Below are 20,956 nucleotides of genomic sequence, written 5' to 3' on the forward strand. Positions count from 1 at the left end.
GGGGATGACGGTCAGAGCGTAAATTCGCCCTCGATCACCGTCACGCATTTCCCGCCCAGGATCGCGCGGTCGCCCGCCAGCGTGCAGGCGACATGGCCGCCGCGCTGCGATGCCTGATAGGCGCTGAACGACTCGCGGCCCAGCCGCTTTGCCCAATAAGGTGTCAGCACCGAATGCGCGGATCCGGTCACTGGATCTTCGTCGATCCCGGCGGCGGGGGCGAAGACGCGGCTGATGACGTCGGTATCGCGGCCGGATGCCGTCACGATGTTGAGCGTGTCGCCGAGCGCGGCCAGCGCGCGGAAATCGGGCGTGAGCGCCAGCACCGCCTCGGCGCTTTCCAGCACGGTCAGATCGTATCCGCGCGGGTGGTGCAGCGTCTCGCCGGTATCGATACCCAGTGCGCGGAGTAGATCGGCATTGGGTGCGGGTTCGGGCGGATAGGCCGGGAGCGCCATCGCATAGCCCTCGCCGTCGCGGCGCACTTCGAGCACGCCGGATTGGCGCGTGCGGAAGGTGACGCGTTCCTTCGTCGAGTCGGCGCCCAGCACGAAATGCCCGCTCGCCAGCGTCGCATGGCCGCACAGCGCGACTTCCACCGCCGGCGTGAACCAGCGCAGCTCGTAATCCGCCTCTCCGCTCGCATCGGGCAGGAAGAAGGCGGTCTCCGCCAGGTTGTTCTCCTCGGCGATGCGCTGGAGCAGGTCGTCCGCCAGCCAGGCATTGAGCGGCATCACCGCCGCCGGATTGCCGGTGAAGGGCCTGTCGGCAAAGGCGTCGATCTGGGCGAAGGGCAGTTTCACGTGCGATCCTCCAGCAAATTGATTTCGGCCAGCGGGTTGCCCGGCTCGTCGACCTGGCCTTCGGGATCGACATGGATCAGGATCTCGGTGCCCGGAAACTTGGCGCCGAGCTCGGCTTCGAGCCTCTCCACCACATCGTGCGATTCGGCGATCGTCATCTTCGGGTCCATCCAGATGTGGAACTGGACGAAGTCCATCGTGCCGCTGGTGCGGGTGCGCAGGTCGTGCAGGCCGATCAACTCGGGGTGGCCGGCGGCGACTTCGATGAAGCGCTGGCGCTTCGCCTCGGGCCATTCCTTGTCCATCAGCTGGTCGATCGCCGTCACCGAGGCGCGCCATGCGCCGAACAGCAGCCAGAAGGCGATCAGCACGCCGAACAGCGCATCGGCGCCCGAGATGCCGGCATAATTCTCCAGTACCAGCGCCGCGATCACCGCGGCGTTGAGGAACAGGTCCGAGCTGTAATGGATGCGATCGGTCCCGATCGCGATCGATCCGGTGCGACGGACCACCGATCGCTGATAGCGGGTCAGTGCCAGCGTGACCGCGATCGCGACGATCGATACGCCGATGCCATATTCGGGATCGACGCTCGCCTGCTCAGCGAACATCCGCTCGACCGCGCGCCACAGGATCGCGAAGGCGGAAACCGCGATCACGCCGACCTGGAACAGTGCCGCCAGTGCCTCGGCCTTGCCATGGCCGAATCGGTGCTTCTCGTCGGCGGGCTGGGCTGCCCAATGGACGCCGCCCAGAGTCACCAGCGATGCGACCAGATCGAGCAAACTGTCGGCAAGGCTCGCCAGCACCGCCACCGATCCGGTGCGCCACGCGGCATAGGCCTTGAGGCTGCCCAGCAGCACGGCGCTGGCGACGCTCGCCAGCGCGGCGCGGCGGGCGAGATTGGTCACGGGTACAGCAGCCCTTCGCTCCAGCTGTCGCCCAGCCAAGTGAAGACGCGGCGTTCATGGAGGCGATGTTCGCGATCCTGCCAGAATTCGATGCGCAGCGGCGTCACGCGATAGCCGCCCCAATGCGGCGGCCGGGGCACATCGCCACCCTCGAAGCGCTCGCGGATCTCTTCATACCGCGCCTCGAAGGTCTCGCGGGTGTCGAGCGGGCGCGACTGGTCCGACGCCCAGGCGCCGAGCTGCGAATCGCGGTGGCGCGTCGCGAAATAGGCGTCGCTCTCGGCATCGCTGACCCGGGTGACCGGGCCCTCGATCCGGATCTGCCGCCGCACCGATTTCCAGTGGAACAGCAGTGCGGCCTTGCTGCCGTCGCCCAGTTCCTGCGCCTTGCGGCTCTCGCGATTGGTGTAGAAGACGAAGCCGTCCGGCCCATGCCCCTTCAGCAGCACCATCCGCACCGAAGGCTGGCCGTTCGGCGCCACGGTCGCGAGCGCCATCGCGTTCGAATCGTTGATCTCGGTCTCGCGCGCCTGCGCGTACCAGTCTTGGAAGAGCTCGAAGGGATCGGTGGACATGGTTTCAAGGCCTCTACTGCGGCACCATTTTGGTGTCGAGGAACGTTGGGCCTATTGGGGAATTGAATCGGCCTCGCAACGAGGAGGATTACGCATGGCGGCGCGGGCCTATTGGCAGGGACAGATCAGGCTGGCGCTGGTCTCGATCCCGGTCGAGATCTACACCGCGACCCGATCGGGCGCGCAGATCAGCTTCCACCAGATCCATGAGCCGAGCGGCAAGCGGATCCAGTACGAGAAGGTCGCGCCCGGCGTCGGCCCGGTCGATGCCGATGAGATCGTCAAGGGATTCGAGGTCGAGAAGGGCGAATATGTCCTGCTCGAGCAGGATGAGATCGATGCGGTGAAGCTCGAATCGAAGAAGACGCTGGAGCTCACCCAGTTCGTCGATGCCGATGAGATCGACGTGCTCTATTATGAGCGGCCCTATTTCGTCGTCCCCGCCGACGACCTCGCCGAGGAAGCGTTCATCGTGCTGCGCGAGGCATTGAAGCGGACGCGGAAGGTGGGGCTCGGGCAATTGGCGCTGCGCGGCCGCGAATATGTGGTGAGCCTGAAGCCGTGCGGGCGCGGTATGGTGCTGGAGACGTTGCGCTATGCCGATGAAGTCAACCGGGCGCAGGGCTATTTCCGCGACATTCCCGACGATGCGCCTGATCCCGAGCTGCTCGGCTTGGCCGAGACGCTGATCGAGAAGAAGGTCGCCAAGTTCGATCCCGGGGAATTCCACGATCGCTATGTCGATGCGCTGCGCGACCTGATCGAGCGGAAGAAGAAGGCCAAGGGGAAGAAGATCATCGAGGAGGCGGAGAGCGGCACCCCCAGCCGCGGATCGAACGTAGTCGACCTGATGGCGGCGCTCAAGAAATCGCTGGAGAAACCCGGCGCGAAGGCAAGCGCGGCGGTGAAGACCAAGCCCGCGAAGAAAGCCCCGGCGCGCAAACGTGCCTGAGCCCGATCCCCTCGCCCGGTACAACGCCAAGCGGGACTTCGCGAAGACCGCCGAGCCCGCCGGCAGGATCGCGCGCACTGGCGGCAATCGCTTCATCGTCCAGAAGCATGACGCGACCCGGCTCCATTGGGATTTCCGGCTGGAGATTGACGGCGTGCTCAAGAGCTGGGCAGTGACACGCGGTCCCAGCCTCGACCCCGCCGAAAAGCGGCTGGCGGTGCGCACCGAGGACCATCCGCTCTCCTATGCCGATTTCGAGGGAACGATTCCCCAGGGCCAATATGGCGGCGGCACGGTGATGCTGTGGGACGACGGGGTGTGGGAGCCCGTCGAGGGCAAGAGCGCCAAGGATCTGGATAAGGGCCATCTCCATTTCCGCCTGGAGGGCGAGCGGATGAAGGGCGAATGGCTGCTGATCCGCCTGAAGCCGCGCGGGCGCGAAAAGGCCGAGAACTGGTTGCTGCGCAAGATCGACGACGAATATGCGGGGCCGACCGACCTGCTGGTCGAGACCGCGCTCACCAGCGTCAAGACCGGCCGGACGATGCAGGAGATCGCCGAGGGCCTCAAACCGTCATCCCCGCGCAGGCGGGGATCCAGGGCCAAAAGTGTATCGCCCGCGACCCTGGATCCCCGTCTGCACGGGGATGACGGAAAAGTGGAAAGGCTGCCCGCCTTCCACGTTCCTCAGCTCGCCACGCTGGTCGACACGGTGCCTGCCGGCAACGACTGGCTCCACGAGGTCAAATATGACGGCTATCGTGCGCTGCTCGCGCTCGGCGTCAGGGGACCGAAAATCTACACCCGCACCGGCCTAGACTGGACCGACCGGTTTCCCGGCATCGCCGAAGCTGCCGCGACTATCCCCGGCCCCGCGCTGATCGACGGCGAGATCGTCGCCTACAAGAACGGCAAGCCCGATTTCTCGACGCTCCAGGAAGCGCTTTCAAACGGCGGCGAGGGGCTGACGATGTTCGCCTTCGACCTGCTCTCGCAAGGCGGTCAGGATCTGACCAGGCTCCCCCAACTGGCTCGCAAGGAACGGCTGCGTACCCTCCTCCAGGGTGTCGACGAACGCATCCAGTTCTCCGAACATATCCTCGGCTCCGGCGAAAAGCTGTTCGAGGAAATGTGCCGCCAAGGCTTCGAGGGAATCGTCTCCAAGCGCGCCGACGCGCTCTATCGCGGCACGCGGACCAAGAGCTGGCTCAAGGTGAAGTGCATCCACCGCCAGGAGTTCGTCATCATCGGCTGGACGCCGAGCAGCGCCAAGGGGCGTGGTTTCGGCTCCTTGCTGCTGGCGCTCAATGGTGCGGACGGACTGGTCTATGCCGGCAAGGTCGGCACCGGTTTCAACACGGCCACGCTCCACGATCTGCGCGAACGTTTAGATGCGATCGCGACGGACGATCCGCCGGCGCAGGTTCCCCGTGTCGAAGCGCGTGGCGCGAAATGGGTGCAGCCGAAGCTGGTCGCCGAGATCGCCTTCAGCGAGTTCACCGCCGACAATGTCGTCCGCCACGCCAGCTTCCTCGGCTTGCGCGAGGACAAGAAGGCAGGCGATGTCGTCGCGGAAAAGCCTGCGCCGCTACCGGGGAGCCCAGCGACGACCGTCAGGATCAGCAGCCGCGATCGCGTGATCTATCCCGAAGCCGGGCTCACCAAGGGCCAGCTCGCCGACTATTACGTCGCGGTCGCCCCGATCGCATTGCCTTGGCTTGCCGACCGTCCGATCAGCCTGGTCCGCTGTCCGCAGGGCCGGGCCAAGCAATGCTTCTTCCAGAAGCATGACGCCGGCTCGTTCGGCGAGCATGTCCACCATATCGATATTCGCGAAAAGGACGGATCGATCCAGCCCTATCTCTATGTCGACGATGCCGACGGGATCCTCGCCTGCGTGCAGATGGGCACGATCGAGTTCCATGGCTGGGGCAGCCGAGTGGCGGATATCGAGAAGCCCGATCGGCTGGTGTTCGATCTCGATCCCGACGAGGGGCTCGATTTCGGGGCGGTGAAGAAGGCGGCGGCCGATCTCAAGGACCATCTCGCCGATATCGGGCTTACAAGCTGGCCGATGCTCACGGGCGGCAAGGGCGTGCATATCGTCGTGCCGCTGGTGCCCAGGGCCGAATGGCCCGAGGTGAAGTCGTTCTGCGAGCGCTTCGCCCGCGCGCTCGCCCAGGCCGAGCCCGATCGCTTCACCGCGAACCTCAAGAAGCTCGAGCGCAAGGGCCGGATCTTCATCGATTATCTGCGCAACCAGCGTGGCAGCACCGCGGTCCTGCCCTATGTCGCCCGCGCCCGCGAGAATGCGCCGGTGGCCGCGCCCGTCACCTGGACCGAGCTGCGCGACATCGACAGCCCCCGGCATTTCACGATCCGCGATGCCGCCACGTTGATCGAGCGTGCCGATTCGCGTGCGCTTCGGGGCTGGGGCGAGGCCGCGCAGGCATTGCCTGATCTTTAGGGCATAGCCAGCGCACATCTCCATTGTTGCAAGGCAGCATCGATTGCCGCATCGTCGCCGAAAGCTTGAGGAAAGTGATTTTGGCCAGCCGTGCAGCGACCGGATTGTTCGATGCCGGCCTGATCGCCGACCGGTGGATCGCGGACTATCGCGCGCACGTCCCCGCCAGCGACGTGCTCTGCGCCGCGAGCGACGCCGCCTGGCCCTGCCTGTTCGAGGAACTGGCCGGCCTTTCCGGCGAGAGCCTGGAGCTCGCCCGCGAGCGCGCCCAGCGCAATGCCGAGGATATCGGCACCGGCTTCCGCATCGCCGGCGAGGGCGAGGAGCGCCCCTGGCCGCTGTCGCCCGTGCCGCTGCTGATCGAGCAGGGCGAATGGCGCGGCATCGCCGACGGTATCGCCCAGCGCGCCGAGCTGATGGAAGCGCTGCTCCGCGATCTCTATGGCGACGCCCGGCTGGTCACCGACGGCGACGTGCCCGCCGCGCTGGTGACCGGCAGCCCCTTCTTTCTTCGTCCGCTCGAACGGCTGATCCCGCCGGGCGGCTATCACCTCCAGTTCGTCGCGGCCGATCTGTGCCGCGGACCCAGCGGCGAGTGGCGCGTGCTGGCCGATCATCTTCGCGCGCCCGCCGGCGCCGGCTATGCGCTGGAGAACCGCCTGGCAATGGCGCGCACGCTGGACGGGCTCCAGGCACGGCTCAACATCGAGCGGCATGCGCCCTTCTTCGTCGCCTTCCGCGAGGGGCTGGCGGAGCGGTGCCGCCGCGCCGAGCCGCGCATGGCGCTGCTCACCCCCGGCCGGCTCAATCCCAGCTATGCCGAGCAGGCGCATCTCGCGCGCTATCTCGGCTTCCTGCTGGTCGAGGGGGCCGATCTCGCGGTGCTCGACGATCGGCTCTATGTCCGCACCATCGCCGGGCTGAAGCGCGTCGACGCGCTGTGGGACCGGCTCGATCCGCGCCTGCTCGATCCGCTCGCGCTCGATTCGCATTCGACGATCGGCGTGCCCGGCGTGATCGACGCGATGGCGGAGGGCAATGTCGTCATCGCCAACGCGCCCGGCGTCGGGCTGCTCGAGGCGCCCGCCTTCGCCGCCTTCCTGCCGCGCCTGTCCGAGCTGCTGCTGGGCGAGCCGCTCAAGCTGCCCAACATCGCCACCTGGTGGTGCGGCCAGGATCTGGAGCGCGACTATGTCGCCGCCAATCTCGATTCGCTGCTGATCGCGCCGGCCTTTGGCAGCCCGCCGCTCGGCCTGCCGGATGGCAGGGCCGCGCTGGGATCGACGATCACCGGCGATGCCCGCGCCGCGCTGCTCGAAGACATGGCGCGCCGGCCGCAGGATTATGTCGGCCAGGAAGTCGTGCGCCTCTCGACCATGCCGGTCGTCGCAGACGACACCATCGCGCCGCGCCCCTTCACGCTGCGCGTCTTCGCGGCGCGCGGGAGCGACGGGCAGTGGATCGTGCTTCCCGGCGGCTTCGCGCGGATCGGCGAGCATCCCGACGTCCGCGCCGCGGTGATGGGCGAGGGCATCTGGTCGGCCGATGTCTGCATCCACGGCCCCGATCCGGTGGCGCCGGTGTCGCTGCTGCCCTCGGGCGATTCGACGCAGCTCCGCCGCAATCCGGGCACTTTGCCCAGCCGCGTCGCCGACAATCTCTTCTGGCTCGGCCGCTATCTGGAGCGGGGAGAGGCGCTGCTTTCGGTGCTGCGCGTGCTGCTCGGCAATTCGATCAGCGCCGATACCGGCGCCGCGCTCGCCGGCGATACCGTGCGTCGGCTGGTCTCGCTCGTGGTGGCGAGCGGCGCCGCGGCCGAGCCGCGTGCGCTCAAGCGGGCCGAGCTCACTCATCTCGCGCGCACCGCGCTGGAGGGCGAGGACGGCGCCTATAGCGTCCGCGCGATCAATGCCCAGGCGCGGCTGATCGGCGAAGTCTCGCGCGAGCGCCTCTCCGCCGACATGATCCGCCTGCTCGATGCGCCCTTCCCCGAGCGCGGCTCGCTGCTCGACAAGGCGGGATCGCTCCAGCGCCGCTATTCGGCGCTCGCGGGGCTGGCGGGCGAGCATATGGCGCGCACCGATGCCTGGCGCTTCCACGATATCGGCCGCCGCGTCGAGCGGGCCGCCGCCGCGATCCGCTTCCTGCGCCTCTTCGGCGGAGCGGAGGCGACCGGCGACGATCTCTCCACCCTGCTCGATCTGGCGGACAGCCAGATCAGCTATCGCCAGCGCTATCTGACCGGCATCGCCCGCGTGCCGGTGCTCGATCTCGTCGCGCTCGATCCGGGCAATCCGCGCGCCGTGGCATTCCAGGCGGCGGCGATCTCGGGCCATCTCAACAAGTTGCCGGTGCTCTCCGACGACGGGCTGGCCGAGCCGCAGCAGGAGCAGGCGCGCGAGCTTGCCGCGCTGATGGTCACCGCGCGCGCCACCCGGATCGACGATCCGATGCTGTGCGACCTCGAAAACCGCCTCGGCCATCTCTCCGATGCGATCGCCCGCCGCTATTTCCTCCAGGGCGCCGAGCCGCTGCGCGCCGCGGGGCTCGTCCTCGCCTGATGCTGTACGATATCCGGCACGTCACCCGGTTCGAATATGCGCAGCCGGTCGAGTTCGCGCGCTGCAATCTGCGGCTCCAGCCGATCCTGTGGTCGGGCCAGGCGATCGAGGACTATCGGCTGACGATCACCCCCAAAGGCGAGACTTCGCCCGCCCGGGCCGAGGCCGGGCTCGCCAATGTCGTCCGCCTCGTGCTCGATGCGCCCGCGCAGTCGCTGACGATCGAGAGCAGTGCGCGGGTGCGCGTCGACCGGCTGATCCCGGTGCCGCAGCCCGGCGACCCGACGCTCGGCGAAGTCGCCCGCTTGGCGCGCGCGAGCCGCGACGCCACGCCGGTCAGCCCGGCCAGCTATATCTTCCCCTCGACGCTGATCCCGCTCGATCGCGATATCGCGGCATGGTGCGCCGCCGAACTCGATCCCGGCCGCGGCGTGCTGGAGGCGGGGATCGCGCTCGCCCGACGCATCCAGGGCGAATTCGCCTTCGATCCCACCGCGACCCTGGTCGATACCTCGCCGCACGAGGCGTTCGTCAAGCGCGGCGGCGTCTGCCAGGATTTCGCGCAGATCATGATCTCGGGCCTGCGCGCCGCCGGGCTGCCCGCGGCCTATGTCTCGGGCTATCTGCGCACCCTGCCGCCGCCCGGCCAGCCCCGGCTGGTCGGCGCGGACGCGACCCATGCCTGGGTGCTGCTGTGGTGCGGCCCCGATCTCGGCTGGGTCGGCGTCGATCCCACCAACGGCATCTGGATGGCGGAGGATCACATCGTCATCGCGATCGGCCGCGACTATGCCGAGATCGCGCCGATCGACGGCATCGTGCTCGGATCGGGTGCGCAGGAGATGCACGTCTCGGTCGATGTCGAGCCGCTGGAGCAAGTCTCCGCCTGATCCTGCCCTTGCGCTGCGGCCTTTGCACGCCGATGTTTGGCCGCGTTCGTCCGTTCTATAAGGAGCGGACTAGGTGAAGTGACGAAACTGGGGAATACATTGGCCGATCCTTACGCAACTCTGGGTGTGGCGCGCGGAGCGACCGAGGCCGATATCAAGAAGGCCTATCGCAAGCTCGCCAAGGAGCTGCACCCGGACAAGAACAAGGACAATCCGAAGGCGACCGAGCGCTTCAGCCAGGTGACGCAGGCCTATGACCTGCTCACCGACAAGGACAAGCGCGCCCGGTTCGATCGCGGCGAGATCGACGGCGACGGCAATCCCGCCGCGCCGTTCGGCTTCGGCGGCGGCCAGCAGAGCGGGTTCCGCCCCGGCGGCGGCCAGTTCGATTTCGGCGGCGAGGCCAATGGCGATCTCGGCGACATCTTCGAGGGGCTGTTCGGCGGCGGGGCGCGGCGCGGCGGCGGCGGGTTCAGCGGCGGCTTCGGCGGGTTCGGGCGCCGGCCGGCCCCCAAGGGTGCCAATGTCGCCTATCGCCTCGCCGTGCCGTTCGAGGATGCCGCGCGGCTGAGCCCGCAGCGGATCACGCTGCGCGACGGGAAGACGATCGACCTCAAGCTCCCCGCCGGTGTCGAGGACGGCACCCAGATGCGCCTCGCCGGCAAGGGCGAGGAAGGGCCGGGCGGCTTCGGCGACGCGATCGTCACGATCGAAGTCCAGCCCCACCGTTTCTACGAGCGCATCGGCGACGATATCCGGCTCGACCTGCCGATCAGCCTGTCCGAGGCGGTGCTCGGCGGCCAGGTGCGCGTGCCCACGCCCGACGGCGCGGTGATGCTGACGGTGCCCAAGGGCTCCAGCTCGGGCAAGGTGCTGCGCCTGAAGGGCCGCGGCTTCCACAAGAAGGGCAGCGGCCGCGGCGATCTGCTGGTCACGCTGATGGTCGATCTGCCGGTGGATGACGATGCGCTGATCGAATTCGCCAAGGGCTGGCGGGACAAGGGGAACCCGCGCGGCCGCATGGGCGTCTGAACGCGCGTGGATCAAGAGCCCCTTCCGATTTCCCCGCAATCGCCCGAGGCGCGACGACGCGGGCTGGGGGACCAGATCCATGAGCGGCTCGGCGATCTCGGCGTGCCGCAGCGCGTGCTCGTCGTGCTCAAGCGCGTGGTCATCGGCACCTTCACCGATGGCTTCACCTATGCCGGCAACCTGGCCTATCTCTCGCTGGTCACGCTCTTCCCCTTCTTCATCGTCGCCGCCGCGCTGGCGAGCCTGTTCGGGCGCACCGGGGAGGGTATCCGCACCCTGGAGGCCTTCCTGCGCACCGTGCCGCCCGATGTCGCCGCGCTGCTGCGCCAGCCGGTGCTCGACGTGCTCCACGCGCGTACCGGCAACCTGCTGTGGTTCGGCGCGATCGTCGGGCTGTGGACCACGGCGGGCTTCATCGAGACGATCCGCGGCATCCTGCGCCAGGCCTATGGCGTCCAGTCGCGCACGCCCTTCTGGCGCTATCGGCTGGGCGCGATCGGGATGATCCTCGCCTCGGTGATCCTCGTCATGGCCGCATTCAGCTTCCAGGTGATCCTGACCGGCGTCGAGCAGTTCATCTTCCGCGTCGTCCCCTGGGCGCTGGATGCGCGCAAGATCGTCGCGCTCAGCCGGATCGCGCCGGCCCTGGCGCTGTTCGGCGCGCTCTACATGCTGTTCTATTCGCTGACGCCGGGCCGATACCGCAAGTCCGGATGCCCCAAATGGCCGGGCGCGGCCTTCACCGCCGGCTGGTGGATGCTGGTGACCGCGCTGCTGCCCGGCGTGCTCTCCACATTGGGCAGCTACGACCTCACTTATGGCAGTCTTGCGGGGGTGATGATCGCGCTGATCTTCTTCTTTCTGGTCGGGCTGGGGCTGGTCGTGGGGGCGGAACTCAACGCGGCTCTGGCGGAAGCGCCTGAAGAAGGTCTAGACGGGCGCCACGAACAGGAGGTGCAAGGCACGTGACGGGATTGATGCAGGGTAAGCGCGGGCTGATCATGGGCCTGGCCAATGATCGCTCGCTGGCATGGGGGATCGCCAAGAAGCTCCACGAGCAGGGCGCCGAGATGGCGTTCAGCTATCAGGGAGAAGCGCTCGAGAAGCGCGTGCGTCCGCTCGCCGATCAGATCGGGGCGGGCAAGCTGATCGAATGCGACGTCTCCGACATGGCCTCGCTCGATCGCACCTTCGCCGAGCTTGCCGAGCATTGGCCGACGATCGACTTCGTTGTCCATGCGATTGGCTTTTCGGACAAGAACGAGCTGCGCGGCGGCTATGTCGATACCAGCCTCGACAATTTCCTGATGACGATGAACATCAGCGTCTATTCCTTCGTCGCGGTCGCCAAGCGCGCCCAGGCGCTGATGCCGAACGGCGGCAGCCTGTTGACGCTCAGCTATTACGGCGCCGAGAAGGTGATCCCGCATTACAATGTGATGGGCGTCGCCAAGGCCGCGCTGGAGACCAGCGTCCAGTATCTCGCGGTTGATCTCGGCAAGGAGAATATCCGCGTCAACGCGATCTCGGCCGGCCCGATCAAGACGCTCGCCGCCTCAGGCATCGGCGATTTCCGCCTGATCCTGAAGTGGAACGAGCTCAATTCGCCGCTGAAGCGCAACGTGACGATCGAGGATGTCGGCGGCGCGGGGATGTATCTCCTCTCCGATCTCGCCTCGGGCGTGACCGGTGAGATCCATCATGTCGATGCCGGCTACAATGTGATCGGCATGAAGGCCGAAGACGCGCCGGACATCGCCTTAGTCTGAAAATATCCCCCTTTCCCCACCGGGGAGAGGGCCGGGGAGAGGGGCAGTGGGGCGCCCCTGCTGAAAACTCCCCCTCTCCCAACCCTCTCCCCGGAGGGGAGAGGGCTTTAGATGAGCTTCAACACCTTCGGCCGCGTCTTCCGCTTCACCACCTGGGGGGAGAGCCATGGGCCTGCGCTGGGCGCGGTGGTCGATGGCTGCCCGCCGGGGCTGACGCTGTCCGAGGCCGATATCCAGCCCTTCCTCGACAAGCGCCGCCCGGGCCAGTCGCGCTTCACCACGCAGCGGCAGGAACCCGATCAGGTCCGCATCCTCTCCGGCATTTTCGAAGGGCGGACGACGGGCACGCCGATCGCGCTGCACATCGACAATGTCGATCAGCGCTCGAAGGATTATTCCGAAGTCGCCAAGGCCTATCGCCCCGGCCATGCCGATTATGCCTATGACGCCAAATACGGCTTCCGCGACTATCGCGGCGGCGGGCGCTCCTCGGCGCGCGAGACGGCGGCGCGCGTGGCGGCGGGGGCAGTTGCCCGGCTGGTGATCCCCGAAGTGATGATCCTCGCCTGGGTCGAGGCGATCGGGGGCGACGCGATCGACTATGCCAATTTCGATGCGGCCGAGATCGCCAACAATCCCTTCTTCTGCCCCGATGCGGAAGCCGCGAAGCGCTGGGAGGCGCTGGTCGATGGCGCGCGCAAATCGGGCTCGTCGCTGGGCGCGGTGATCGCCTGCGAGGCGACCGGCGTGCCGCCGGGCTGGGGCGCGCCGCTCTATGCCAAGCTCGACAGCGAGCTGGCGGCGGCCTGCATGTCGATCAACGCGGTTAAGGGCGTCGAGATCGGCGACGGTTTCGCCGCCGCGACGCTCACCGGCGAGGAGAATGCCGACGCCATGCGCCCCGGCAATGACGGGCATCCGCATTTCCTGGCGAACCATGCCGGCGGCGTCGCGGGCGGCATCTCCACCGGCCAGCCGGTGCGCGTCCGCGTCGCGTTCAAGCCGACCAGCTCGATCCTGACGCCGGTCGAGACCGTCACCCGCGAAGGCGAGGCGGCCGAGATCATGACCAAGGGCCGCCACGATCCGTGCGTCGGCATCCGCGGCGTGCCGGTGGTCGAAGCGATGGTCGCGCTGGTGCTGGCGGACCAGAAGCTGCTTCACCGGGCTCAGGTCGGCTGACTCCCGGCTCGGCTCGGGGTCGAGCCGTGGCAAGGCCCGGTTGGCGCCTCCGGGATTGAAACATAACGGAAATATATTGGGTCTCGAAGGATTCCGGCAAAACCGTGGAGAGGATGCCCAGTATGTACATCAAAGCCCTGATCGCCGCCGCCGCGTTCCTAGTGGCCCCTGCTGCCTTCGCTCAGGAACAGACGGTGCCGCCGTCGCAAGACCAGACCACCACGACACCGCCGCCGGCACCGGAAGCCAGTCCGGCGCCTGCCCCCGATCCCGCGCCGGCGCCTGACAGCACCGCTACCCGGCCTGACGACAGCGCCACGCAGAGCGCGCCGCCGCCGGCTGAATCGGGCGATGCCCCCAAGAAGAAAAAGGACAAGAAGCCCAGATAACGCGGCGAAACTTCCGCCGGGTCAGTCCGCGAACGGATCGCGGACCAGGATCGTGTCCTCGCGCTCGGGGCTGGTCGAGACCAGCGCCACCGGGCATTGGATCAGCTCCTCGACCCGGCGGATATATTTGATCGCCGCCGCGGGTAGCTCGGCCCAGCTTCGGGCGCCGGCGGTCGATTCCTGCCAGCCGGGCATGGTCTCGTAGACCGGCTCGACCGCGGCCTGATCGGCGGCATTGGCGGGATAATAGTCCAGCGTCTCGCCGCGCAGGGTGTAGCCGGTGCAGACGCTGATCTCGTCGAAGCCGTCGAGCACGTCCAGCTTGGTCAGCGCGATGCCGGTGATGCCCGATACCGCGACCGACTGGCGCAGCAGCACGCTGTCCAGCCATCCGCAGCGGCGCTTGCGCCCGGTGACGGTGCCGAACTCGCGCCCGCGCGTGCCCAGCCGCTCGCCGACGTCATTGTCCAGCTCGGTGGGGAAGGGGCCGGACCCGACGCGGGTCGTATAGGCCTTGGCGATTCCCAGCACGAAGCCGACCGCGCCCGGCCCGAGCCCGGAACCCGCCGCTGCCGTCCCCGCCACCGTGTTCGACGACGTGACGAACGGATAGGTGCCGTGATCGATGTCGAGCAGCACGCCCTGCGCGCCCTCGAACAGGATGCGCCGCCCGCGCCCGCGCGCCTCGTGCAGCATCCGCCACACCGGCTGGGCGAAGGGGAGGACGAAGCCCGCGATCTCGCGCAGTTCCGCCAGCAGCGCGGCGCGATCGACCGGCGGCTCGCCGAAGCCGGCGCGCAGCGCGTCGTGATGCGCGGTGAGGCGATCGAACTGCGGCCCGAGATCGTCAAGATGGGCCAGGTCGCACACGCGGATCGCGCGGCGGCCGACCTTGTCCTCATAGGCGGGGCCGATGCCGCGCCGCGTCGTGCCGATCTTGCCCGCGCCGCTGGCATCCTCGCGCAGCGCGTCGAGATCGCGGTGGAAGGGCAGGATCAGCGGGCAGGTATCGGCGATCTTGAGCGTATCGGGGGTGATGTCGATGCCCTGGTCGCGCAGCTTCTCGACCTCGGCCTTGAGCGCCCAGGGATCGAGCACCACGCCGTTGCCGATCACCGAGGGCGTGCCGCGCACGATGCCCGAGGGGAGCAGCGACAGCTTGTAGACATTCTCGCCCACCACGAGCGTATGGCCGGCATTGTGCCCGCCCTGGAAGCGCACGACGACATCGGCGCGCTCGGCGAGCCAGTCGACGATCTTGCCCTTGCCCTCATCGCCCCATTGGGCGCCGATCACTGCTACATTTGCCATGGATGCGAGTCTCCGCCTGCCGGGGCGGACCCAAAGCCGCCCTTCGACAGGACTCGGCGGCCGGGCTGTACGATCGGATTCGGGACACGCCCCAAAGCCGCGGCGCGCATGACGCCCCCGGCCCCGCACGTCAAGGCCTTAAGCGATTGAGGCCTTAAGCGATCGGGGCCGGCGCGACGCAACTCGACTTGCCCGCCGGGGCGGCTATGGATGGTGGAAAGAGGAGAGAACGCATGAAACTGGCCAGCCTCAAGCATGGGCGCGACGGCAAGCTCGTGGTGGTATCGAGTGATCTCGCCTGGTGCGCCGATGCCAGCGCGATCGCGCCGACGCTCCAGGCTGCGCTCGACGACTGGGATCAGGTGGAAAGCGAGCTGCGCAATCTCGCCACCGATCTCGATCACGAGGCGATCCCGATGATGCGCTTCCATGAGCGCCAGGCCGCCGCGCCGCTGCCGCGCGCCTATCAATGGGCGGACGGCTCCGCCTATGTGAACCATGTCGCACTGGTGCGGCAGGCGCGAAATGCCGAGATGCCCGAGAGCTTCTGGCACGATCCGCTGATGTACCAGGGCGGATCGGACGGTTTCCTGGGCGCGCGCGATCCAATCCCGCTCGCCGACGAGGCCTGGGGCTGCGATCTCGAGGGCGAAGTGGTGGTGGTGACGGGCGACGTGCCGCAGGGGGCGAGCCGCGACGCGGCGCTGGCCGCGGTCCGTCTGGTCGGCCTCACCAATGACGTGTCGCTGCGCAACCTGATTCCCGGTGAATTGGCCAAGGGGTTCGGCTTCTTCCAGTCCAAGCCCGCGAGCGCCTTTTCGCCGGTGTTCGTCACGCCCGACGCGCTGGGCGACTGGTGGCGCGACGGCAAGCTCCACCGCAAGCTGATGGTCGATCTGAACGGCGAGCCCTTCGGCCGCGCCGAGACGGGCGAGGATATGACCTTCGATTTCGGTACGCTGATCGCCCATGCCGCGAAGACGCGCGCGCTGGGCGCGGGCACGATCATCGGCTCGGGTACCGTCTCGAACCGCGACGCCGATGGCGGCCCCGGCAGGCCGGTGGCGGAAGGCGGCGTGGGCTATTCGTGCGTCGCCGAGATCCGCACGATCGAGACGATCCGCACCGGCGCGCCGGTCACGCCGTTCCTCAAGGCCGGCGACACGGTGCGCATCTGGGCGGAGGACGACAAGCACCACCCGATCTTCGGGGTGATCGAGCAGACCGTCGGGGGCTGAAGAGGCGTGTTTGAAGGAAGCCGGACCGACGCTGAAGCCTATCTTCGATCCCTTACCGGCAGATATTATGTCTATCTCCTGTGTCGCCCGGATGGGCGGCCGTTCTATGTCGGTAAGGGGCTGAAGAAGCGAGCTCTGGACCATGAAGCGGAGGCGCTTCGCCATCATCCGGTCGGTGAGAGCAATCCTTTCAAATGCAATGTAATCCGCAAGATCGTCCGGGACGGGCACACAGTTCGCTACCGGATAGATTCCACCTATGATCCGGTGGACCAGAGCGCTTGCCTCGAACGGGAGGCCGCACTTATCCGCCAATATGGTCGGCTGCACGAGGGCGGTTGCCTGACCAATCTTGCTGGCGGGTTGGGTAGCCTGTCGGGTGCCGCACCGTTCAGTCTCGAACGGCATTCCGCTACCTTGGCGGGAATGCCGGACGACAACCCCGCGCGCACCACGCTTAACCGATTCCTGCAAGGTATCGGTCCGGTCGGGAGCGTTCCGATCAAGCCGATCAATCAGATCGCACGTGTCCTGCCCACCACACCGCATTCTTCTGCGCGCTCGCCGACCATACGATGCGCTTATGCCCTGATGGCGGGAGCCGTCGCGTCTGGGCAATTGCTAGTGCCAAATTGCTGGATCCCACGGCGCTTCTTCTACGAGGGTATCGAAGGGATCATCGAAAACGGCGTTGCGCGCGACATATTGAAGGCAGGAATGGCATCGCTGGTGTCCGCTCAAGATCCAAAGGATGAGCATTTCGAACTGGATGGTCGCCAGATCGAGATTCTGATCGGACTGGTTGGCGAGGAAGTGCTGATTGAAAGGGGATTGCGATAGGCGTCCGTGCTTTCAGTGGAAATCCCGCGAGCGAACCGGGATCAGGTCCGGCGCCTTGAGGCTGCGGCGCGGCGGCCAGCTATCGGCCGGGCGTTGGCGGGATAGCGGAAGCGGGTCGCGCGGATCGATCTCGCCGCCATGCGTCGCGCCGTCGCCGGGCATCGTCGTGCGCGGCAGTTCGAGCTCGCCCACCTCGCGCAGCCAGGGCGTCAGATCGGTGATGTGCTCGGCCACCAGATGGATCACCAGCCCCTCGCGCTGCAGCTTGCCCCGGATCGCGAGCATCGTCGCCGACATCACCGTGCGGCGGTTCGCCTCGAATCGGTCGGCCCATAGCACCGCATTGGCGATGCCCGTCTCGTCCTCCAGCGTCACGAACACCACGCCCTTGGCGCTGCCCGGCCGCTGGCGGACCAGGATCAGCCCCGCGACCTCGACGTGCGCGCCGTCCTTCATGCCGAGCAGGTCGCCGCAGCGTGCGATCCGCCGCGCATCGAGCCGGTCGCGCAGGAAGCTCACCGGATGCGCGCGCAGGCTGAGCTGGGTCGCGCGATAATCCTCCACCACTTCGCGCCCTTCGGTCAGTGGCATGAGCGCGACGGGCGTCTCGCGCGCCTCGGGCCTGACCGCGCCTTCGCGGGCATCGGCGGCGGCGAGCAGCGGCAGCGGCGCCTGGCGCAGCGCCTTCACCGCCCATAAGGCCTGGCGCCGGTTCAGCCCCAGCGCCTGGAAGGCATCGGCGCGCGCCAGCCGCTCCAGCGCCGTTGGCTTCACTCCCGATCGGCGCCACAGCTCCTCGACCGAGGCGAAGGGGCTGCCCTTGTCGCGGGCCTCGACGATCTTCTCGGCGTCCTCCTTCGCCAGCCCCTGCACGATCCGCATGCCGAGCCGGATCGGGAGGAGCGCATCCCAGTCCGCATCGGTGCCGCGGAAACCTTCGTGCCGGGGTCGGCTATTGCGCGCGCCGGCCACGATCCGCGCATCCCAGTCGCTGTCGTTGATGCACACCGGCAGCGCCTCGACGCCGTGCGTCCGGGCATCGCGGATGATCTGCGCGGGCGCATAGAAGCCCATCGGCTGCGCATTGAGCAGCGCCGTGCAGAACACATCCGGGTGATGGCACTTCATCCAGCTCGACGCATAGGCGATCTTGGCGAAGCTGGCGGCATGGCTCTCGGGGAAGCCGTAATTGCTGAAACCCTTGATCTGCGCGACCAAGCGCTCGGCGAATTCCCGGGAGATGTCGCGCTCCAGCATGCCCTTGATGAGCTTGGGGCCGAATTCGCCGATGTCCCCGCTCGACTTGAACGTCGCCATTGCCCGGCGCAGCCGGTCCGCCTCGTTCGGCGTAAAGCCCGCGCCGACGATCGCGACCTGCATCGCCTGCTCCTGGAACAGCGGCACCCCCAGCGTCTTCAGCAGCACCTGCCTGAGCCGGGGGGAAGGATATTCGACCAGATGCGGATTCTGCCGGCGCTGGAGATAGGGATGGACCATGTTGCCCTGGATCGGTCCGGGGCGGACGATCGCGACCTGGATGGTGATGTCGTACAGGTTCACGGGCTTCATCCGCGGCAGCATCGACATCTGCGCGCGGCTCTCGATCTGGAAGACGCCCAGCGTATCGGCCTTCTGGATCATGTCGAACGTTGGCGCGTCGGTTCCCTGGAATTCCTCCGAGGCGAGCCCCAGCCCGATGCCCTTGTGCTCCCCGAGCAGCGCGAAGGCGCGCCGCATGCAGCCGAGCATGCCCAGGCCGAGGACATCGACCTTCATCAGCCCGAGCTCCTCGATGTCGAGCTTCTCCCATTCGACCACATGGCGGTCGACCATCGCCGCCGGTTCGATCGGCACCAGCATGTCCAGCCGGTCGCGCGCGAGCACGAAGCCGCCGGGATGCTGCGACAGATGGCGCGGCGTATCGATCAGCTCGCGGGCAAGCTGGAGCGTCAGTGCGAGCCGGGGATCGTCGCGATCGAGATTGAGCGCGTCGGCATGGCCGTCATTCACCTCGTTGGAGGTGCCCCAGACCTGTGACGACAGCGCCGCGGTCAGATCCTCGGGCAATCCCAGCGCCTTGCCCACCTCACGCAGCGCCCCGCGCGAACGATAGCGGCTGACGACGGCGGTCAGCGCCGCATGGCTGCGGCCATAGGTGTCGTAGATCCACTGGATCACTTCCTCGCGCCGCTCATGCTCGAAATCGATGTCGATATCGGGCGGCTCGCCCCGTTCCTCGGAGACGAAGCGCTCGAACAGCAGCGCGTGCCGGACCGGATCGATCGAAGTGACGCCGAGCAGATAGCAGATCAGCGAATTGGCCGCCGAACCGCGTCCCTGGCAGAGGATCTTCTGGCTGTTGGCGAACTCGACGATCGCCAGCACCGTGAGGAAATAGGGCGCATAGCCCAGGCGCTCGACCAGCCCGAGCTCCTTGGTCAGCAGCCGGCGATAGGCCTGGGGCGGCGCATCGCGGAACTTGCGGTTGAGCGCCTGCCACGCCATCCGCTCCAGCGCCTTTTGCGGTGTGCGGCGCGTCATCACCCGTTCGTCGGGATAGCGATACGCCTCCTTCAGCTCCCGGAGCGAGAAGGTGCAGCGCTCGACGATCGCTGCGCTTGCCTTCAGCGCCTCGGGGTAATCGGCGAAGCGGCGCGCCATTTCCTGTGGCGGCTTCAAATGCCGGTCGGCGCTGCGCTCGCGGCGGAAGCCCAATTCGTCGATCGTGCATTTCTCGCGGATCGCCGTCATCACGTCCTGGAGCATCCGCTTGTCGGGATGGTGGTAGAGCACGTCGCCGGTCGCGAGCGGCGTCAGGCCGAAGCGCGCCGCCGCCTCGCTCAACCGGTGGAGCCGCATCGCATCGCCCGGCCGGCGATGCTGGGTCAGGCAGACATGGCCGCGCTCCCCGAACACGTCCGCCATCCAGCGCAGCGCCAGTGCGTCGCCCGGATCGGCGAAGCCGGGCACCAGCGCGCCGACCAGCCCCTCGGCATGTTCGGCCACGTCCTCCCAATGGAGGAAGCATCTGCCTTTCTCGCCATGCTGGGCATCGGCGCGGCCCTTGCCGAGCGTCAGCAGCCGGGTGAGCCGGCTCCAGGCCGGCCGGTCCTCGGGCCAGACCAGCAGTGCGGTGCCGTCGACCAGGTCGAGCCGGCAGCCCGCGACCATCCGCATCCCCGTCGCCTCGGCCGCCACCAGCGCGCGCACCACCCCGGCCACCGAATTGCGATCGGTGATGCCGAGCGCGGGCATCCCCATCAGCGCAGCGGTCGCGAACAGTTCCTCGCACGACGATGCGCCGCGCAGGAACGAGAAATGCGTCGTCACCTGGAGCTCGGCGTAGGAAGGGATGGGGCTCATCCGAACACCCCATGCAGATACCAGCCGAGGTCGCCCGTCACCGCGCGCTCGCCGTCGCCGCGGCGGAACAGCCAGTAGCGGCGGCCGCAATCGTCCTCGACCTGGAAATAGTCGCGCACGCTGTGCGTCTCGGCCATGCGCCGCCACCATTCGCCATGGATGCGCTCGGGTCCGTCGGCGCGCACGACCTGGTGGGTCTGTCCGCGCCAGGTGAAGCGGCGCGGCGGCTGATCGGGCAGCAGCGCGATCACGTCGTCGACGCGCTCGGGCCGGCTGAGCAGCCGGGCAGGGCGCGGCCATTCGGGGCGCCAGACCGGCATTTGCCCCTGGCGATCGAGCTGGCGGACATCGTCGGCCTTGATGCGCGTGCCCGGACGGGCCGGCGGATCGAGCACGGGCATGCGCGCCACCGATCGCTCGGGCACGTCGCTTTCCACCGGGCGATTGCGCCACAGCCGCCGCAGGCCGATCCGCGTGGCGAGCGTATCGACCAGCGGGGCAAGATCGGGCGCGGCCTCTTCGTCCAGCCGCTCGGTCACCGGCTCCGGCCCCAGCGAATCGGCGCGGCGCAGGTGCAGCGTCATGACGTCGATGCCGTATCCCGGCTCGATCTCCTCGATCCGGCGGAGGAGCAGGCGCGCCAAATCCCCCGGCCCCCGCCCGGGCCGGCCCC

General features: G+C 67.7%; 17 protein-coding genes. 11 read left to right on the top strand and 6 right to left on the bottom strand.

Translation table 11 applies throughout. From position 1 onward, the window contains the following. Positions 1-11: 11 nt before the first annotated feature. From HB724_RS13780 to pdxH, 3 genes are read right to left on the bottom strand one after another with little or no spacing between them, the layout of a single operon-like run. Positions 12-803 carry a PhzF family phenazine biosynthesis isomerase gene (locus HB724_RS13780; RefSeq protein ID WP_213981518.1) on the bottom strand — a complete coding sequence of 264 codons (792 nt, stop codon included), beginning with the start codon at positions 801-803 and terminating at the stop codon, positions 12-14. Further along, complete coding sequence (locus HB724_RS13785; protein WP_213981519.1) at positions 800-1,714, bottom strand: cation diffusion facilitator family transporter; 915 nt, start codon at positions 1,712-1,714, stop codon at positions 800-802. The genes HB724_RS13780 and HB724_RS13785 overlap by 4 nt, the downstream gene beginning before the upstream one ends. Further along, positions 1,711-2,289, bottom strand: a complete 579-nt coding sequence (pdxH, locus tag HB724_RS13790) for a pyridoxamine 5'-phosphate oxidase (protein ID WP_213981520.1) — start codon at positions 2,287-2,289, stop codon at positions 1,711-1,713. The genes HB724_RS13785 and pdxH overlap by 4 nt, the downstream gene beginning before the upstream one ends. A 94-nt stretch (positions 2,290-2,383) precedes the next feature. Between pdxH and HB724_RS13795 the strand changes: the two genes are divergently transcribed. The 9 genes from HB724_RS13795 (at position 2,384) to HB724_RS13835 (ending at position 13,531) form a co-directional block, all read left to right on the top strand. Beyond that, positions 2,384-3,241, top strand: a complete 858-nt coding sequence (locus tag HB724_RS13795; protein ID WP_213981521.1) for a Ku protein — start codon at positions 2,384-2,386, stop codon at positions 3,239-3,241. Continuing rightward, complete coding sequence (ligD, locus tag HB724_RS13800) at positions 3,234-5,708, top strand: DNA ligase D (RefSeq protein ID WP_213981522.1); 2,475 nt, start codon at positions 3,234-3,236, stop codon at positions 5,706-5,708. The genes HB724_RS13795 and ligD overlap by 8 nt, the downstream gene beginning before the upstream one ends. 80 nt (positions 5,709-5,788) lie before the next feature. Continuing rightward, the gene (locus HB724_RS13805; protein ID WP_213981523.1) at positions 5,789-8,269 is read left to right on the top strand and encodes a circularly permuted type 2 ATP-grasp protein; all 2,481 of its coding nucleotides are present in this window, start codon (positions 5,789-5,791) and stop codon (positions 8,267-8,269) included. Next, positions 8,269-9,159 (top strand): transglutaminase family protein, encoded by an 891-nt coding sequence (locus HB724_RS13810; RefSeq protein ID WP_213981524.1) that lies wholly within the window; start codon positions 8,269-8,271, stop codon positions 9,157-9,159. Before HB724_RS13805 ends, HB724_RS13810 begins: the two co-directional genes overlap by 1 nt. Positions 9,160-9,258: 99 nt before the next feature. Then, on the top strand, positions 9,259-10,191 hold the full coding sequence (locus HB724_RS13815; protein WP_213981533.1) for a J domain-containing protein: 933 nt from the start codon (positions 9,259-9,261) through the stop codon (positions 10,189-10,191). A 6-nt stretch (positions 10,192-10,197) separates the two neighbouring features. Beyond that, positions 10,198-11,160, top strand: coding sequence for a YhjD/YihY/BrkB family envelope integrity protein (locus HB724_RS13820; protein ID WP_213981525.1), 963 nt, complete (start codon positions 10,198-10,200; stop codon positions 11,158-11,160). Further along, complete coding sequence (gene fabI / locus HB724_RS13825; RefSeq protein ID WP_213981526.1) at positions 11,157-11,960, top strand: enoyl-ACP reductase FabI; 804 nt, start codon at positions 11,157-11,159, stop codon at positions 11,958-11,960. Before HB724_RS13820 ends, fabI begins: the two co-directional genes overlap by 4 nt. A 111-nt stretch (positions 11,961-12,071) precedes the next feature. Beyond that, a complete protein-coding gene (gene aroC, locus HB724_RS13830; protein WP_213981527.1) occupies positions 12,072-13,142 on the top strand; it encodes a chorismate synthase in 1,071 nt (356 codons plus the stop codon). Between the two features lie 122 nt (positions 13,143-13,264). Further along, positions 13,265-13,531: a hypothetical protein gene (locus tag HB724_RS13835; protein WP_213981528.1), complete on the top strand. Its 267-nt coding sequence runs from the start codon at positions 13,265-13,267 to the stop codon at positions 13,529-13,531. Positions 13,532-13,552: 21 nt separating this feature from the next. Here the strand turns inward: HB724_RS13835 and HB724_RS13840 are convergent, their stop codons facing one another. Continuing rightward, on the bottom strand, positions 13,553-14,842 hold the full coding sequence (locus HB724_RS13840; protein WP_213981529.1) for an adenylosuccinate synthase: 1,290 nt from the start codon (positions 14,840-14,842) through the stop codon (positions 13,553-13,555). 233 nt (positions 14,843-15,075) lie between these two features. Between HB724_RS13840 and HB724_RS13845 the strand changes: the two genes are divergently transcribed. Together HB724_RS13845 and HB724_RS13850 are read left to right on the top strand one after the other, a co-directional pair. Next, entirely contained in the window at positions 15,076-16,080 is a 1,005-nt protein-coding gene (locus HB724_RS13845) for a fumarylacetoacetate hydrolase family protein (protein ID WP_213981530.1), read from the top strand. 6 nt (positions 16,081-16,086) lie between these two features. Continuing rightward, on the top strand, positions 16,087-16,920 hold the full coding sequence (locus tag HB724_RS13850) for a GIY-YIG nuclease family protein (RefSeq protein WP_213981531.1): 834 nt from the start codon (positions 16,087-16,089) through the stop codon (positions 16,918-16,920). A gap of 12 nt (positions 16,921-16,932) precedes the next feature. Here the strand turns inward: HB724_RS13850 and HB724_RS13855 are convergent, their stop codons facing one another. Together HB724_RS13855 and HB724_RS13860 are read right to left on the bottom strand one after the other, a co-directional pair. Continuing rightward, complete coding sequence (locus tag HB724_RS13855; RefSeq protein ID WP_218625190.1) at positions 16,933-20,283, bottom strand: error-prone DNA polymerase; 3,351 nt, start codon at positions 20,281-20,283, stop codon at positions 16,933-16,935. Then, on the bottom strand, positions 20,280-20,956 hold a 677-nt coding region (locus HB724_RS13860; protein ID WP_346344729.1), incomplete at its 5' end, for a DUF6504 family protein. The genes HB724_RS13855 and HB724_RS13860, both read right to left, overlap by 4 nt.

Source organism: Sphingomonas sp. dw_22, assembly GCF_018449795.1.
Taxonomy (GTDB): Bacteria; Pseudomonadota; Alphaproteobacteria; order Sphingomonadales; family Sphingomonadaceae; genus Sphingomonas.

Bases quoted from the DNA above. Each gene is read 5' to 3' on its own strand.
- pdxH (WP_213981520.1), bottom strand. From the start codon at position 2,289: ATGTCCACCGATCCCTTCGAGCTCTTCCAAGACTGGTACGCGCAGGCG.
- HB724_RS13795 (WP_213981521.1), top strand. From the start codon at position 2,384: ATGGCGGCGCGGGCCTATTGGCAGGGACAGATCAGGCTGGCGCTGGTC.
- HB724_RS13810 (WP_213981524.1), top strand. From the start codon at position 8,269: ATGCTGTACGATATCCGGCACGTCACCCGGTTCGAATATGCGCAGCCG.
- aroC (WP_213981527.1), top strand. From the start codon at position 12,072: ATGAGCTTCAACACCTTCGGCCGCGTCTTCCGCTTCACCACCTGGGGG.
- HB724_RS13835 (WP_213981528.1), top strand. From the start codon at position 13,265: ATGTACATCAAAGCCCTGATCGCCGCCGCCGCGTTCCTAGTGGCCCCT.
- HB724_RS13840 (WP_213981529.1), bottom strand. From the start codon at position 14,842: ATGGCAAATGTAGCAGTGATCGGCGCCCAATGGGGCGATGAGGGCAAG.
- HB724_RS13845 (WP_213981530.1), top strand. From the start codon at position 15,076: ATGAAACTGGCCAGCCTCAAGCATGGGCGCGACGGCAAGCTCGTGGTG.
- HB724_RS13855 (WP_218625190.1), bottom strand. From the start codon at position 20,283: ATGAGCCCCATCCCTTCCTACGCCGAGCTCCAGGTGACGACGCATTTC.